The following is a 15955-nucleotide window of genomic DNA, read 5'->3' as shown; positions in this document are numbered from 1 at the left end:
ATCAATACATCAGATCGATCTCAAATCCTACGATTGGCTGTCCAAGTCCAAAGTTGACTATGGCCTGAGGGAAAAGTTCCCCCATAACGCCGATCTTCTTACCGTTAACGATAATATCAGCCCTTCTACCTTCCATGAAAACGGGATCATCGGACTCCACAACCTCATATTCTACCAAGCGTTCACGCATAAGAGCTTCAACAAGTTCCCTTACTTCAGTAAAATTAGCCTGGGCATTGATGGAAACAGCTGCAAGGTGCAGTCCATTCTTACCATTAATAACAACATCTCCAACCTCAAATATTCGCTGTGGAAGTTCCCTGTGCTGGTTTATGGAAAGGATCTCCATGAGGTTTGGCAAAATAGTTGTCCTGACCATGGTCTGGTCCTCACTTATCGGATGTAGGACATAGGTCACATCATCTGTCTTTTCTCTGCACATCCAGTCAAAATGTACTCTTTCGCTTGTAAGAGTGAACGGCATAACCTGTGAATATCCAAGACCGGTCATAATTTCCCGCATATCAGAACTTATGTCGGATATACTATGAGACTTGCCTACTGTGGCATTCATTGGAAATACTGCAGGGATCTTATCAAAACCATATCCTACTGCAATATCTTCAATTATATCAGAATTATCAAGAATATCAGCACGATAGCGAGGGATCATAACCTCAATACGTCCGTCTTCAAGCTCTTTTGCACCAAAACCCATTCGATAAAGCTGTTTTACAATCTCGTCAGCCGGAAGTTCCATACCAATAAGGCTGTCTATCTCAGATCTGGCCAGTACTTTAACCCTAGGACTCAGGTCTAATGGAATGGATTCTGTTCCATCTGCATTAACAACCTTTACATACTCGATCTGTCCGCCGCGTTCTGCAAGAGCTGTTGTAACAATGTTGAGCGCAATGTACACCTCATTACTCAAACCAGTGACATCAACCAGAAGGTCAGTAGTTTCCTCGGTAACCATTGTAAGTGTACCGTTGATGATTGGCGGGAAAGAAAGGACATTGTCATTGGCATCAAGGATAAGAGGATACTTATCAAAGCCATCGAGTATATGCGCAAAGCGCGTTCCCTTTGGATGCTTCTCAAGTATTTCTTTCATAGTCATAGGCTCTGTAAAATCAAGAGGAATGAAACTAAAATCAGGATCAGCTGCAATATATCTGAAAGGAGCCTGGACCTTTGAGATATCATGAACACCTATTGATACTTTTTTACGGTCACGTCCAAGTCCCCAGTGAAGGGATTCTTGCAGATCCATAAGTGTCTTTATGGAACTGGAACTGAAATTAACACCACGAACAACAGCACATCCAAATACAGGACGCACAGAATCGATATCATTATCCTTTGTTATCTCTACTGTGTAAGGTTTAACTTCATATTCACAGAAACCTGTTTCAATATCCAGAAAACCACGCATTGCACGTGCCACACCTTCAACACTGTAAAGGTCCGGGCGGTCAGGGAAGAATTCGATATCTATGGAATGCTCTTCTATGCGCTCGATGTCTGCACCAATCATTGGTACGCGCTTAATTATAGTATCCTTGTCTGTTCCTGTTAATTGTTCGAGGTCATCATATGGTAAAGTTATAATCGGCATCGGGTATTCCTCTTTCCTTCCCTGGTTCTTATAGCTACAATCTAGCAGAACATAACCAGCTTTACATTTAATGTTTTTGTTTAAATCCAAAGCTTAGAACAAGGAAAATAAAAAGTTGAGCATCGCCTATAATGTGCAAAGCACGGCGATGTATTTTCCTGCAAATATCAACACTGACCACATAATAGGTTCGCATGCTGCAAATACGTATGAAGAATAGTTTTTGGATGACCTCACAACTCTGTTTATGTAACCGACACCATAGTAGAAAACAGGAACAATGGCCAGAGTGAATATTGGGAGGATTCCCTGAATAATACATGCAGCTATGAAAACAATTGATGTAAAATTAATAAGTTTCAGAATGAAAGGATATTTCTTTTCACCAAACAATGCGGGAATTGTCATAAGACCATCAGCACGATCTCCTTCCACATCCCTTACATCAAAAAGTATCTGGATGTTCATCATTCTGATGAAGATAAAAAGTGCAAGGGTTATTGCTCCATATGTGATTGGGAGTGAGTAATAGACAAAAACAAATAATGCCATAAATGCCCAGACAACAGATACGAAAATGTTCTTAAATGCAGGTATCTTTTTGGTGAGCTTTTTAAAATGACTGCCGTAAAGAAGCCCCAGTACCAGAATTGACAGGCTTACCAATGTTATAAAAACATTAGTAAATGTAAGTAATAATACAAGCAATACAACAGACACTACGGCTACTATGCATGTGCTCTTATTTTTACACTGAAGATATTTGGCACGAGTTCCATTTGTAAGCTCATCTGAAGATGCACCTGTTGAATAGTCGTAAAGATAAATTGCATAAAACAAAAGATACGATATAAATAGAATATCCCAGCTTAACTGGACCATAAACAGAGTGGCACATGCAATAATTACAGATACTGAACCTGTAGCAAAGAGATGTCCACCAAATATTATTTCTTTCCATAGACAGTCAACAAACTTTATAACATCGTTTTTTAATTCAAACCCAGAATCAACTGCATGTACATTAGAATCCATAAAGAGTCATGCCTTTGAACATGCATGTTAACATAATGAACTATTTTTGTATTTTTATATAATATTTCATGGACATCATGTATATACGCTTGAACATACACAATGCATCAGGAGATATAAGAGAGAAAGAGGAAAATAAAGATTCTCAACTAATATTTAGCAAAAAAATAACTCAATATATTTAAAATGGAATATGTATGATGACATTTTTTAATTAATTTTAGCAAAAATATGCATCAGGACAATAACTTTAATAACCATTATAATTATAATATACGTATAATACTTATATTGACCCCCAACATTTTATGAAATCTCTAACTCACAAATTTATGCATCAGACGGTGAAACAATGGACGATGCTCAATTAAATACTTTAGGAAATGATCATTCCGAAAGTAGCAGTAAAAATGAAGAGGAAAAAAAGTTAGCTGAGACTGAACTGCTACAAGATGAAAACTCATCGTTAAATGAAAACGGGGAAAAGGATGATGGTATGCAGAATACTGAATTGAATGATAATGAAGCTGCCGACGATGAAACTGCAAGTATTCTAGAGGAAATATCTAAGATCAAGGAAGATGAAGGGAAATTCGAAAAGGATTTCGCACACATTCTTGAAAAAACTGACAGGGAGACTGAAGAAGAAGAAGAAGAAATTGGAATATTGCTTCCTAAATCACCTAATTTCGGCCCACCTAAAAAATTGCTGCCCGATACAGGAGAAAAGGACAATCAATCTGTAATCGAAGATGAAAGGAAAAAATATTCAGATACTGTAGAAGGAAATAAAAAAAGGGAACTCATTCCCCAAAAAGCGGAAAAAGAAGAACATAAAACAGATCTAGCTGAAAATGAAATTGATGCAGTTGAAAAATCCGAGAAAAATGTAGATGATAATTTGGGTATCATTAACAAAATCAAAAGGTTATTTCAACAAAAAGAGTTAGAAGTCGAACCTTACAATCCGGAATTACATGGACCCATAACAGAATTTAAGGGTATCGAAGGCTACCAGGAAATGGATCGATACTGGGTAAACGAGCCTTATGCATTCATTGTCATCTTATACAATGAAGATAAAAATAAACACCTTTACTATATAGTTGAACCGGAATTAACTGACTTTGAAAACACATTCCTTTTTGAAATCAAAGACAGGCTGCGAGATGTACTTTTAGTAGAAGAAATTAATGAGGAAGAAGAAGATAAAGAAGCGGTCCTTGACTCAAAGATCAGATCGATCATACAGGACTATACAATAGAGATCACACCCCCCATGCTTGAAAAGATATCATACTACATCAAGAGGGACTTTGTCAGGTTTGGTAAAATTGATGCTCTGATGATGGATGATTCTATTGAAGATGTCTCAGGTAATGGCCATGATGTACCTATTTTCCTGTACCACAGGGCACATCAGAACATTGCAACAAATGTAATTTATAAAGAAGATGAACTAAATTCATTCATTATCCAGATGGCACAGAGAAGTGGAAAACATATCTCTGTTGCAGAGCCAATGGTTGATGCAACCATGCCGGATGGTTCAAGGATACAGATGACACTTGGTACCAGCGTAACAGCACATGGAAGTACTTTCACCATCCGTAAGTTCAGTGATACACCTATTACACCTGTAGATCTTATCAAATGGGGAACATTCTCATCCGAATCAATGGCTTACCTGTGGCTCTGTATTGAGAACAACAAGAGTTTGATATACGCAGGAGGTACTGCTTCCGGAAAGACATCTTCCCTTAATGCTGTTTCACTTTTTATTCCTGAAAAAGCCAAGGTTATTACTCTTGAAGATACAAGAGAACTAAAACTGCCTCATCCAAACTGGATCCCGAGTGTCACAAGGGATTCATTCACAGCTGATGAGCGGGGTGCAGTTGACATGTATGATCTGCTTAAAGCAGCACTGAGACAGAGACCGGAATTCCTGCTTGTAGGTGAGGTCAGAGGTAAAGAAGCTCTCACGCTTTTCCAGGCAATGTCCACCGGGCACACGACATTCTCAACAATGCACGCTGATTCTGTAGCATCTGCGATTCACAGGCTTGAGAACCCACCTATCAGTGTCCCCCGTACAATGATACAGGCACTTGATATTATGAGTATTCAGTCTCAGACATATACAAAGGGAAAACGTGTCAGGAGAAACATAAAACTGGTAGAGATCATTGATATTGATCCTAATACAAGGAATATCAGGACAAACGATATTTTTGTATGGGATTCAGAATCTGACATGTTCATTCGTACAGGTGAATCAAAAGCCCTTTTCGACATAAAGATGAGGCGTGGTTGGGGACAGGGAAAAGTAGATCAGGAATTGTATTATCGCCAGAAGATCCTCGAATATATGATGAACAATGACATCAATGATTTCCAGGAAATATCAGACATAATCAATGCTTACCAGTCAACGCCTGAAAAGGTTCTGAAGAAACTGAAACTAGTATGAATGTCGGTGTGATAGAGTGACTGAAATTAAAAAAAGTCCTGATGAACTGATCGAAAACGATTGGGAAGATACAGTTTCAGATGAAATTTTGAGTGTGCAGAAGCTTGAAAATGAAGATGTTACCCAGAGTCCTAAAACAAAGTCTAAAAAACTAAAACCGAATTTTAGCACTGAGTATTACACCAAAAAAGCCTCCCTATACGTAAACATACTCAAAAAGATTCCTTTTGTATTTATAGGCGATAAAATAAAAGCAAAAAAAGCCAATTATGAAAATCTACAAAAGCAACTAAAACAGGCACGTATACCCATCTCCCATGAGATGTACATTTCAGATGCGATTTTCTATTCCATTATTTCAGGAATCGTTGGTGCTATTCTTGGTCTTTTCCTGACATATACAGTCATTGTGCTTGTGGGTTTACCTGATCAGATCACAAATCTGAGATTTGGCCCCCTGCTGGCTCCGCTTCTCACCTACAAAGAAGTATTCCTTGGACTGTTTATAACAATAGTATTTATGCTAGGGATGGGTGGACTTGTTTATGCTTTGTTCATGATGTTCCCTGCTCTTCAGGCAGGTGAAAGAAAAGCAAAGATAGACATGCAGCTTCCTTATGCTGTTACCTTCATGTATGCACTGAGTAAAAGTGGAATGAACATCATCGATGTTTTCAGGGCTATTGCAAATTCAGTGGACACATATGGAGAAGTATCAAAGGAAATTGATTCAATTGTCAGGGATATGGACTTTTTCGGACATGATCTTAGAACAGCACTTTCCAATGCTTCAGAAATAACCCCATCCGACAGGTTCCAGGACCTTATGTATAATCTTCTGACAGTCATTGACAGCGGAGGAAATATTCCAAATTACTTCCGTGACAAATCAGAACAATACCTCGTAAAAGCAGAAGTTGACCAAAAAGGGTTCCTTGAAACCCTTGGACTGCTGGCAGAATCCTATGTTACTGCATTTGTTGCAGGCCCTCTGTTTATAATCATCATGGGTGTCATGATGGCTGTAATGGGATCCGGCACAACCACCATGGTATATGCCATCATCTATGCAGTCCTTCCCGTCGGTTCAATAATGTTTGTTGTCATGATCAGCATCATAACCCCAACTGAACTTGGAGAACCAAGATTACTTCCAACAACCGAAATACTGGACCATGGAATACCAAATATTCCAAAACGTTTTGAACAAGTATTTGACGAGAACGGTGAGATCATTGATGAGACTGAAGAAAAGGTTCTTCAAAGAGGTTACTTTGAGAGATTCATCAAATCAAAGAAGTCACTCACACTTAAAAGCATAATGAAGAATCCACTCACACCGATGTTCAAGAATCCACTTACAACATTAGTGGTGACAATACCGCTTGCATTACTTATTGTTCTGATCCCCCTGTTTTCAAATTTGCACAGGCTCGGTAATCTAGCACTGCTTGTGGACTTCATTGATGACAGAATAGTTCTTGCAGTATTCATAATTATAATACCGCTTTCAATATTCCATGAGATAAAGGGAAGAAAAAAGAGAAAACTTGAGAATAATTTCCCAGATTTCCTGAAAAAGCTCGCCAGCACTAATGAAACAGGCATGACACTAAGGGATTCGATCAGACTTATGGCAAAGTCAAAGACTGATAATCTTAGCACAGAGATCAGGAAGATATGGCATGATATTTTCTGGGGACTTGAAATAAACGATGCCCTGATAAGATTTGCAAACCGTCTGAGAACACAGGTTGTCACAAGATCCATTTCACTGATAACAAAAGCTAACGAATCCAGCGGGGATATCGGAGAAGTACTTATGGTAGCTGCGAGGGATGCGGCCTCAGAACAGGGAATGAAAAGAGAACGTAACATGAGTATGATGATCTACATCGTTATCATTTACATATCCTTCCTTGTATTTGTTGGTGTTATTTACGTAATCTCCACCACCTTCCTTACTGAAATGGCAGAAGCAGGGCAGCAGATGGCGTCATCAGGTTCACAGAGTGGTTTCCTTGGAAGCTTTGATCTTGAGGCTTACACTCGTCTTTTCAAGCACGCAGCCATTATACAGGGACTCAGTTCAGGACTCATGGCAGGTGCAATGGGTGAAGGAAATGTAATTTCCGGCCTTAAACATTCAACTATCATGATGGCCGTAGGATATACGATATTCACATTGTTTATCTAAACCTCTGGCAAATACTTTTTTTAGAATCAACAGCATTGATACTGATAGTTGCTATCAGGAACAGATAAGATGAAAATTGCCGGAATAGATGAAGCGGGGAAAGGACCAGTTATAGGACCTATGTGTGTAGGAGGTGTGCTGCTGGATGAGTCTAAGACGAATACACTGAAAAATCTTGGCGTTGCAGACTCAAAAAAAATAAGTCGCAAAAAGAGACCACAGCTTGCCCGGCAGATCGAAAAGTATTCAGAAAAGGTCTTTGTTCTTGAAATATCAGCCGGACAGATAGATGAGCTTCGAAAACTTATGAGCATGAATGATATTATGGTCGTTGCTTTTTCAAAAGTACTGGGACAACTCCATCCCCAAACAGCCTATGCTGATGCTGCTGATGTGAATGAAGAGAGATTTGGAAGAAGACTTATGGACGAGTACAAAAAGAACTATCCTGATAAAACCAATGAAATGTCTATTGTTTCAAAGCATCGGGCTGATGCTACTTATCCTGTTGTTTCTGCTGCTTCAATTGTAGCTAAAGTACGCAGGGATGAATTGATAGAGGAACTCAAAATAGAGAACGAAGTCGATTTTGGAAGTGGTTATCCTTCAGACCCGAAAACAAAACATTTTCTTGCAAACTGGTACAAAGAGCATGGAAGTTTACCTGATTTTGTCAGGCATTCATGGAAAACTGCAGAGAATGTTATGAAAAAAGAAGAATAAAATATTAAAAATATCATTGGCTGGAGATGAACTCCACCATTGATTCGAATATTTTGATTCCGTCTTTTGAACCCAGGATATCCTCGGATGCTCTTTCAGGATGGGGCATCATGCCAAGCACATTCTTTTTTGCACTTACGATACCTGCAATATTTTCCTGTGAGCCATTCGGATTTGCCTCATCTGTTGCTTTTCCGTTCTTGTCCACGTACCTGAAGACTACCTGAGCATTATCCTCAAGACTTGAAAGTGTGAGTTCATCTGCATAGAAATTACCTTCCATATGGGCAATTGGTATGCTTACAACATCTCCTTTCTTAAACTTTGAAGTGAAGGGAGTGTCAGTAGATTCTACCCTCAGCAAAGTTGACTCGCATTTGAACTTGGGATAATTGTTGGTTGTCAGTGCACCTTCAAGAAGCCCTGACTCCGTTAGGACCTGAAAACCATTACAGATACCAATTACAGGTTTACCTGCCTCTGCCATTCCCTTGACGGATGTCATGATAGGAGTACGTGCGGCAATAGCACCTGCTCTGAGGTAGTCACCGTATGAGAATCCCCCGGGAATAACTATTCCTTCAAAACGTTCAAGGTTCTCTTCCTTGTACCATACAAGTTCAGCGTCAACTCCGATAACATCCTTCAGGACATGTAACACGTCAAGGTCACAATTGCTGCCACCAAACTGTACAATACCTATACTCATTGCAGTTCCCTCAAGGAAATGGAATAATTATGGATAATTGGATTGGCGATCAGTTTCTGGCACATTTCCTCGACTGTTTCCCTTGCAGCATGGATGCTCTCTGCCTGAAGATCAATTGTGTATTTCTTTGCTGTTTTTACACTCTCAGCCTTGTACCCTAAGTGTTCAAGTGCTCTTTTGATGGTTGTCCCTTCAGGGTCAAGCATACCGCTTTTAAGTTCAATGGTTACATCTGCTTGATATTGCATTTGGAATCCTCATCTTTCATTTGATGATAGTATATTATAATAAAATTAACTCAGGCATTTAATAATAACGTCTGCTATTATAACCTTTGCATTGAAAACATTATCCACTTATCCCTATCATGTCACTCATGCAAGCATCTTCTTTGCATGAAGAAGGCGCTGTACCATCGTTATATGTGTAAGGATCACGATAACAAGAATTGCTTCGCCAAGATAACCACTCAAAGAACCTGCTACAAGTATAAGCATACGTTCCGGCCTCTCAGCTACACCTATATTCATTGACCTGACACCAGCAGTTTCTGCCCTTGAACGCACATAGCTCACAAGATAGGAACCGATGATTGCAAACATAAGCCATAGCCACATGGGAATTGAGAAGAAATCTGTCAGAAAAATATTCCCTGCGATAATTCCGTAGATCACACCCACAAAGATAATAGCATCACCATACCTGTCGCATACAGAATCAAGTACTGCACCAAAGGCGGTCATGCAGTTTTTTGCCCGTGCAACTGCACCGTCTATCATGTCGAAGAAACCACTGAAGAGTATTAACAAAGCACCCCCATGAAGATTACCTGTTGAAAATACATATGCAGCCCAAATGCTTATTAGCAAACCGATTATGGTAAGCGAGTTAGGGGACAATGGTATCCATTTTACAAGTGGCAATATCGATGCTCTTATTGTATTCTTTAATTCGTTGAACATGTAACATTTATCCTCTGCCTTTGTAAGCTTCTACAAGTCCTTTAGAAGTTCTTTATATTTCAGGCATTGCATTCCTGCGTTTGAAAGGACACATTTTAAAAGCGCACCCTCATAATGATGATACTCATTAGATAGAATAGTGTAGATAACTTTAAATAACAGATTAGAGAAGCTTCAAGTGTAGATACAAACACAAGTAGTCATAAACTGATCGTAATCCCATGATTTGCATGAATGATCTGTTGACTTGGATTCTGCAATAAACAAACAGAGGCAATGAAATGAAGACTGAGCGCAAGATACTGGTCTGTGAAAACGGAAAACTGGTGCTTAAAAATATATCACTGGCATACAAGAGTTCTAATGGCGAGACTGCCTATTTGTTCGAGCCTGAAAATAAAGTCGAGAACAAGATAGAGAACCATTATCAACGTATTGAGAATAACTTCTTGCTCATAGGTCTCCTCAAAAAAGTTGACATGTCAACACTTAGCAATGGGGAAGTAGAAAATCTCATGCTCAAAAAGCATGAAAAGGAAGAGCTTTTCCTCAAAGCTGGCAGAGCAAACGGATATAACCTGGGTGTGGATATGAACCCGGATGATATTATGAGATTCTACATATCTCTTTCACCGAAAGAACGTGTTGCTCTTGACTGTAAGCCCTGAGCGCATTATTTTTTTATATCTGTGTCCATATGTAAGCTAGACCATACATGGACTTCTAAATGTTATTTATCTATAAAGTGAAGGATTAACGGTATAAGTATTATTTACTGGTTTTCAAACTAACATTCACAAAGATCTGTGCTACCTGTTTATTTCAATCAAGAATGTAATCTTTAGCATCCTTAAGCCTGCTCATAAGCAACTCAAACTGCCTTTCCAGCTCTGGAATAATAACGGCAATTTCATCCAGTTTACCCATCTTGCCTACTTCCTCCATCCGGGCAGCAACACCGGACAGGGCCATACAGCCAGTGTTTGCCGAACTACCTTTGATCTTATGTACATGAAAGCTGGCATCGGATACTTCACCCTTATCGATGCTTTCCTTGAGCAACTCGATCATTTTTGGAATCTCTTGCAGAAGAAGTGTAATCAATTCACGAGATAGATCCTTATCACCCATTGTATTTTTAAAAAGAATCTCCCTGTCCAGAACCAATGGTTCTGCAGTCTTTAACGTATCTCCCGCTGGTGAACTATCCTTTGTTTTCTCTTCTGGCTGCATTTTAAACCATTTACCTAGCATTTCCTCAAGAGACTCAAATGAAACCGGTTTTGAAATGTAATCATCCATGCCAGCTTCTATGAAATATTCCCGATCACCTGTCATAACATGTGCTGTCATTGCAATTATCGGTACTGATCTATCGAGAACTCCAGAATCCGGGCTGCGGATAAGTCGTGTAGCCTCCAGTCCATCCATCTCGGGCATTTGCACATCCATAAGCACCAGATCACAAGGATTCATTTTAAGGGCTTTTATTGCTTCTTTGCCATTGGATACAATATCTACCTGAAAACCCAGTTTCTTTAACATGCTCTGAGCCACCTTCTGGTTGATTATACTATCCTCAGCTAACAGGATCTTTACATAATTGGCACTAACTCCATGAGTAACATGTCTGTTAACCGATGATTGAAGTTTTGTAATCTCATGCTCTTGCTGTCTGGTAACACTTAGTGTGAACCAGAACTCTGAACCTTTGTCTTCCTCGCTTTTAACACCAATTTCTCCCCCCATAATTTCCACAAGCTGTTTGGAGATGGCAAGACCAAGCCCAGTGCCACCATATTGACGTGTTGTAGAACTATCGACTTGATAGAACTTGTCGAATAGATGGTCTATTTTGTCCTCTGGAATACCAATACCAGTATCCTGAACTGAAAAACGCAATACTACTGATGCATCCGTTTCGGACTCAATGGTTACATTTACAGCCACTTCTCCCTGATGCGTGAACTTAATGGCATTGCCAACAAGATTGGTCAACACCTGCTGCAGACGTCTAGGATCTCCTACAATGTAATCTGGTACATCTGGTTGTACTGTGCAGATCAAGTTCAATCCTTTGTCATGGGCTCTTATGGATAGTGTGGTAGTAAAATTGTCCAGTACATTGTGCAGATTAAAGTCAAGCATCTTAATTTCTAATTTACCTGCCTCAATCTTTGAAAAATCCAGTATATCATTGATAAGAACATGTAATACTTCTCCACTTTCCTGCATCGTCTCTACATAATATCGTTGTTCATTATCAAGTTCAGTGTCCAGAAGCAGACCAGCCATACCAATCATACCGTTCATGGGTGTACGTATTTCGTGAGACATATTAGCCAAAAACTCACCCTTGACCTTGGTGGCTTCCTGGGCTTTTTCTTTTTCAATTATCAGGTTTTTTTCCAGTGTCTTGAGTTTGTTGATATCGCTCATCACGACACGACAGATGGATGTACCATTGACTTCTTTTCCGACTGTGGCTTCCAGTAGTGTCCAGAATGGTGTACCATCCTGTTTCATCATTCTCAACTCGCAAGCCTGAGGTTTCCCGGTCTCAAAAAGCTGCTTAAGGTGCCGGTAATAGATGTCCTGGTCCTCTTTTAAGATCAAACGAGTGACTGATTGTTTGACCAGTGAAATTCGATTCACTCCCAATAAAGTGGCAGCAGTGAGGTTTGCCTCAAGTATAAGCCCATTTTCACTAATCGTGCAATAACCCACCGGCGCTAGATCGTAGAGGTCGAAATAGCGTGCCCGTGTGGCATCAACTTCCAACTGCGACCGGCGCAATTCCTCGTTCTGCATCTCCAGCTCGATCTGATGCACTCGAAGTTCATGGAGCATCTGTCGTGTTTCTTCAGGCAGCTGCCCTTCAAGGCTTTCCGGTGACATCAACGCTTTTACCCAGGCAATCTCCTCGGCCTGCCTACGAAGTTCGGCAGAGTCTATATGTTGTAAATATTTGCTTTTCATTGTGTACCCCCACACTTATTTTCAGGCGAATATTCCCCATAGTATCATCAAGTAGCTTGACGTTTCTATCCTGTTATGTTCATTAAGACACCAGTTATTCCTATGATGTTACCAGCAACATCATACAACGGATCCACTGTCATATTATATGAAAGCGCTTTTCCATCTATGATGATACGAATCTCCTGCCGATTTACCTCCCCGTTTTCCAGTACATCTCGTTTAATTGCTGTAAGTCTGGCAGCGTCCTCTGCCAGCAGTAAGTCGGCATCGGTCTTGCCAATAACCGAGTCGGTGGAAAATGCAACATGTGGATTATATATCCATGTATAACGCAATTTTTTATCCTGATTAAAGACCATAACAGGAGAGATATTTAGTGCAATTCGCATGCGTTCTTCGTTTAATCGTAGCTCTTCCTGTAGTTCTTTTGAGCTGGTAATATCAACAAAAGTGATTACTGCACCTTCGATAACATTATCTATTGTTCGGTAAGGCTGGATGCGCATTGCATACCATGTCCCCGACAGAGTCTTTACTTCCATCTCCTTAGGAATCAAAGTGTCCAGAACCATTTGTATATCTGCCACCAAATCGTCGTATCCGGTCATGTTAGAAACAACATGACCCACTGGCCGTCCTATATCACCCTGAATAAGATTAATGATTTTGGTAACAGAGGGAGTGAATCGCAGGATTCGCAGCCTTATATCCACAAAGACAGTGCCAATGCCAGTGCCAGCCAGCAAATTGTTCATGTCATTATTGGCCTGTCCGAGATCTACAACCTTGGTTTGCAGTTCAGTGTTGACAGTGGCCAATTCTTCATTCACCGATTGTAATTCCTCTTTAGAGGTTTCCAACTCTTCATTAGTGGATTGCAATTCCTCGTTAACCGACTGCATCTCCTCGTTGGAGGATTTGAGCTCCTCGTTGGAGGTCTCCAGTTCCTCATTGGTGGTATGGAGATATTCTTCCTTGGCCCGCAGTTCCTGCTTAAGTGCCACAATACGCGCATCTGTGTCTGTAATCTTGATACTGTTATCTTCTGCAATAGCATGCAATGCAGGTATTATATGCGTTTGTTCTAGTTCCAGAGGCTTTACTTCCTCAAGGATTATCAGATACAGGGGCATTTTCTGCGTTTCAGCAAGACCTGTCATTACTGGTCGCACAGTGAGGTTGACAGTGTTGATCTGACCGTAGGTTTTGACACGCAGACCCAGACATCGCACAACTTCTTTGTTTACCGTTGCTTTGTGCAGGGCCATGGTAAGTTCACGCTGCAATCCTTCACGGGCCATCTTGAGGATGTTGTTGACGCCTACCTCACCCGGAGCTGGTTCCAGATACATGCCAGTGCGGCCATGGATATAGAGTATATCTCCCTGGTCATTGACAAGTACAGCTACCGGAGTGGCATACTGCAAGAGGGCTGTTTCAGCCAGTTCACACAACGATAGTTTGCCGGGAACCGATGTCTTGCCGCTAGCCGGCACCAGTGTTGCATTTGTTTTCATGGGTAGCAAGAGAGAAGGAATGGCACGCTGTGAGTTATGAAAATCGTCTTTGCGCTGATATATCTTAGATCTACGGTCCAGCACGGAAAAATGATTGTTGAAATCACCTACTGTCTCAGAGGTGCCCAGGAAAAGAAATCCACCCGGGTTAAGAGCATAATGGAACAGAGGAATAAGCTTTTTTTGCAAATCTCCACTCATGTAGATGAGGAGATTACGACAACTTATTAAGTCTAATTTTGAGAAGGGTGGGTCTTTAATCACGTTCTGTTCGGAAAAGACAAGCATGTCACGAATGCTTTTATGAATACGATAAGTACTACCATCAGGCTCAGCCACAAAGAAACGCGATAATCGTTCCGGTGAGATATTAGCAGCGATGCTGGATGGATAAATACCAGCACGAGCTACGGCAATTGCCCGGCTGTCAATGTCAGTGGCAAATACTTGTACTTTGACTCTCTGTTTTAGTACTTTTTGATATTCAGCTAGCATAATTGCAAGGGAATATGCCTCTTCACCCGTAGAGCATCCTGCCGACCAAATTCGAATCATACCATCTAATGACTTGTCGGCAAAGAGCTTGGGGATGACCTGTTCTTCAAGGACTTTGAAGGCGTCAGGGTCGCGGAAAAAATTAGTCACACCAATCAACAAGTCGCCAAAGAGGGCTTCCACCTCTACAGGTGTCTGCTGGAAATATTTGAGGTATTCTTCCAGCGTATCAATCTGATGGACAGCCATACGCCTTTCAATACGGCGTAGGATAGTGGTTGGTTTGTACTGGGAAAAGTCGTGGCCTGTCTGGGCACGTAACAGGATGAATATCTTATTTAGTGCATTTTCTACATTGTGGATGGGAACAGTAGTAGGTAAGGGAGATTTTCCAAAAGCATGAGCTACATATGCGATGATCTGCGAAGGCATTTCAGCCGGTGGTAATTCGTAGTCCACCATGCCGGTAGCAATGACACTTCGTGGCATTCCGTCAAACTCGGTAGATTCAGGATTCTGGACCATGACCATACCTCCCTCGCCCTTTATAGCACGCACACCCAGGGTACCGTCGCTGCCAGTGCCGGAAAGCACGACACAGATGGCACGCTCGTGCTGATCATGGGCCAAAGACCGGAAAAAGAAATCAATAGGTAAGCGCTGACCACGGGGAGCGGATGGTTCCAGAAGTTGGAGAGAACCGTTGAGAAATGCCATGTCCCGATTTGGCGGGATGATGTAAGCACAATTCGGACGAACCACCATGCCATCTTCAACCTCGAATACTTTCATGCGAGTATAGCGCTGAATCAGGTCGGTTAGGAGGCTTTTGTGGTCCGGGGCAAGATGTTGTACCAGGACGAAAGCCATATTCGGATCAGTGTCAGAAGGCATACCTGAAAAGAAAGCCTCAAAAGCAGCGAGGCCTCCTGCCGAGGCGCCGATACCCACAATTGGAAAACTGTCAGTGTCGTTTAAAGTCATCTTTTGAGTGCTGGCTGCTTCCTCTACATGACTCTGTGTCTGGGATGCCCGTGTGCCACCGGTTTCTGTTATTGTTTTTTTTTATGTGTCTTTCTTTTTTGCAGTCATGATGACATCAACATCGTTAACTCTGAATTCCATCTTATTAATCGCTGACCTCCTTGACTAGTATGTTCAAACATAGTCAAAAAAGCCGGAAAGAACTACGATTGGCAGCCTGATAGATCCATAATACCGAATTTATAAGAAAAATCATT

Annotated in this window: 11 protein-coding genes; 4 read left to right on the top strand and 7 right to left on the bottom strand. The window is 40.9% G+C overall.

The window, feature by feature from the left end:
* Position 1: 1 nt before the first annotated feature.
* Both pheT and QZZ23_RS09695 read right to left on the bottom strand, forming a co-directional pair.
* A complete protein-coding gene (pheT, locus tag QZZ23_RS09700; protein ID WP_292469435.1) occupies positions 2 to 1621 on the bottom strand; it encodes a phenylalanine--tRNA ligase subunit beta in 1620 nt (539 codons plus the stop codon).
* Between the two features lie 126 nt (positions 1622 to 1747).
* Positions 1748 to 2656 (bottom strand): UbiA family prenyltransferase, encoded by a 909-nt coding sequence (locus tag QZZ23_RS09695; RefSeq protein WP_292469434.1) that lies wholly within the window; start codon positions 2654 to 2656, stop codon positions 1748 to 1750.
* A gap of 352 nt (positions 2657 to 3008) precedes the next feature.
* On the opposite strand from QZZ23_RS09695, the gene QZZ23_RS09690 reads away from it, so the two are divergent.
* The 3 genes from QZZ23_RS09690 to rnhB all read left to right on the top strand — a co-directional run bounded on the left by QZZ23_RS09690 (position 3009) and on the right by rnhB (position 8049).
* Positions 3009 to 5129 carry a type II/IV secretion system ATPase subunit gene (locus QZZ23_RS09690; protein ID WP_292469430.1) on the top strand — a complete coding sequence of 707 codons (2121 nt, stop codon included), beginning with the start codon at positions 3009 to 3011 and terminating at the stop codon, positions 5127 to 5129.
* Positions 5130 to 5145: 16 nt separating this feature from the next.
* Positions 5146 to 7326: a type II secretion system F family protein gene (locus QZZ23_RS09685; RefSeq protein WP_292469427.1), complete on the top strand. Its 2181-nt coding sequence runs from the start codon at positions 5146 to 5148 to the stop codon at positions 7324 to 7326.
* A 69-nt stretch (positions 7327 to 7395) separates the two neighbouring features.
* Positions 7396 to 8049, top strand: a complete 654-nt coding sequence (gene rnhB / locus QZZ23_RS09680; protein WP_292469545.1) for a ribonuclease HII — start codon at positions 7396 to 7398, stop codon at positions 8047 to 8049.
* A 13-nt stretch (positions 8050 to 8062) separates the two neighbouring features.
* Here the strand turns inward: rnhB and purQ are convergent, their stop codons facing one another.
* The 3 genes from purQ to QZZ23_RS09665 all read right to left on the bottom strand — a co-directional run bounded on the left by purQ (position 8063) and on the right by QZZ23_RS09665 (position 9720).
* Positions 8063 to 8758 carry a phosphoribosylformylglycinamidine synthase subunit PurQ gene (gene purQ / locus QZZ23_RS09675; protein WP_292469424.1) on the bottom strand — a complete coding sequence of 232 codons (696 nt, stop codon included), beginning with the start codon at positions 8756 to 8758 and terminating at the stop codon, positions 8063 to 8065.
* The gene (gene purS / locus QZZ23_RS09670) at positions 8755 to 9006 is read right to left on the bottom strand and encodes a phosphoribosylformylglycinamidine synthase subunit PurS (RefSeq protein ID WP_292469421.1); all 252 of its coding nucleotides are present in this window, start codon (positions 9004 to 9006) and stop codon (positions 8755 to 8757) included. The genes purQ and purS overlap by 4 nt, the downstream gene beginning before the upstream one ends.
* A 126-nt stretch (positions 9007 to 9132) precedes the next feature.
* On the bottom strand, positions 9133 to 9720 hold the full coding sequence (locus tag QZZ23_RS09665; RefSeq protein ID WP_292469419.1) for a CDP-alcohol phosphatidyltransferase family protein: 588 nt from the start codon (positions 9718 to 9720) through the stop codon (positions 9133 to 9135).
* Positions 9721 to 10001: 281 nt separating this feature from the next.
* Between QZZ23_RS09665 and QZZ23_RS09660 the strand changes: the two genes are divergently transcribed.
* Positions 10002 to 10388 carry a hypothetical protein gene (locus tag QZZ23_RS09660; protein WP_292469416.1) on the top strand — a complete coding sequence of 129 codons (387 nt, stop codon included), beginning with the start codon at positions 10002 to 10004 and terminating at the stop codon, positions 10386 to 10388.
* Between the two features lie 154 nt (positions 10389 to 10542).
* Here the strand turns inward: QZZ23_RS09660 and QZZ23_RS09655 are convergent, their stop codons facing one another.
* Together QZZ23_RS09655 and QZZ23_RS09650 are read right to left on the bottom strand one after the other, a co-directional pair.
* Positions 10543 to 12699: an ATP-binding protein gene (locus tag QZZ23_RS09655; RefSeq protein WP_292469413.1), complete on the bottom strand. Its 2157-nt coding sequence runs from the start codon at positions 12697 to 12699 to the stop codon at positions 10543 to 10545.
* 65 nt (positions 12700 to 12764) lie between these two features.
* The gene (locus QZZ23_RS09650; RefSeq protein ID WP_292469411.1) at positions 12765 to 15698 is read right to left on the bottom strand and encodes a chemotaxis protein CheB; all 2934 of its coding nucleotides are present in this window, start codon (positions 15696 to 15698) and stop codon (positions 12765 to 12767) included.
* Positions 15699 to 15955 lie beyond the last annotated feature (257 nt).

Origin of the sequence: Methanolobus sp. (genome assembly GCF_016278385.1) — an archaeon.
GTDB lineage: Archaea > Halobacteriota > Methanosarcinia > Methanosarcinales > Methanosarcinaceae > Methanolobus.
The sequence above is the reverse complement of the archived record's forward strand: the minus strand, read 5'-3'. Positions and strand labels throughout refer to the sequence as shown.

Bases quoted from the DNA above. Each gene is read 5' to 3' on its own strand.
- QZZ23_RS09690 (WP_292469430.1), top strand. From the start codon at position 3,009: ATGGACGATGCTCAATTAAATACTTTAGGAAATGATCATTCCGAAAGT.
- pheT (WP_292469435.1), bottom strand. From the start codon at position 1,621: ATGCCGATTATAACTTTACCATATGATGACCTCGAACAATTAACAGGA.
- QZZ23_RS09665 (WP_292469419.1), bottom strand. From the start codon at position 9,720: ATGTTCAACGAATTAAAGAATACAATAAGAGCATCGATATTGCCACTT.
- QZZ23_RS09650 (WP_292469411.1), bottom strand. From the start codon at position 15,698: ATGACTTTAAACGACACTGACAGTTTTCCAATTGTGGGTATCGGCGCC.
- QZZ23_RS09655 (WP_292469413.1), bottom strand. From the start codon at position 12,699: ATGAAAAGCAAATATTTACAACATATAGACTCTGCCGAACTTCGTAGG.
- rnhB (WP_292469545.1), top strand. From the start codon at position 7,396: ATGAAAATTGCCGGAATAGATGAAGCGGGGAAAGGACCAGTTATAGGA.
- purQ (WP_292469424.1), bottom strand. From the start codon at position 8,758: ATGAGTATAGGTATTGTACAGTTTGGTGGCAGCAATTGTGACCTTGAC.
- purS (WP_292469421.1), bottom strand. From the start codon at position 9,006: ATGCAATATCAAGCAGATGTAACCATTGAACTTAAAAGCGGTATGCTT.
- QZZ23_RS09660 (WP_292469416.1), top strand. From the start codon at position 10,002: ATGAAGACTGAGCGCAAGATACTGGTCTGTGAAAACGGAAAACTGGTG.
- QZZ23_RS09695 (WP_292469434.1), bottom strand. From the start codon at position 2,656: ATGGATTCTAATGTACATGCAGTTGATTCTGGGTTTGAATTAAAAAAC.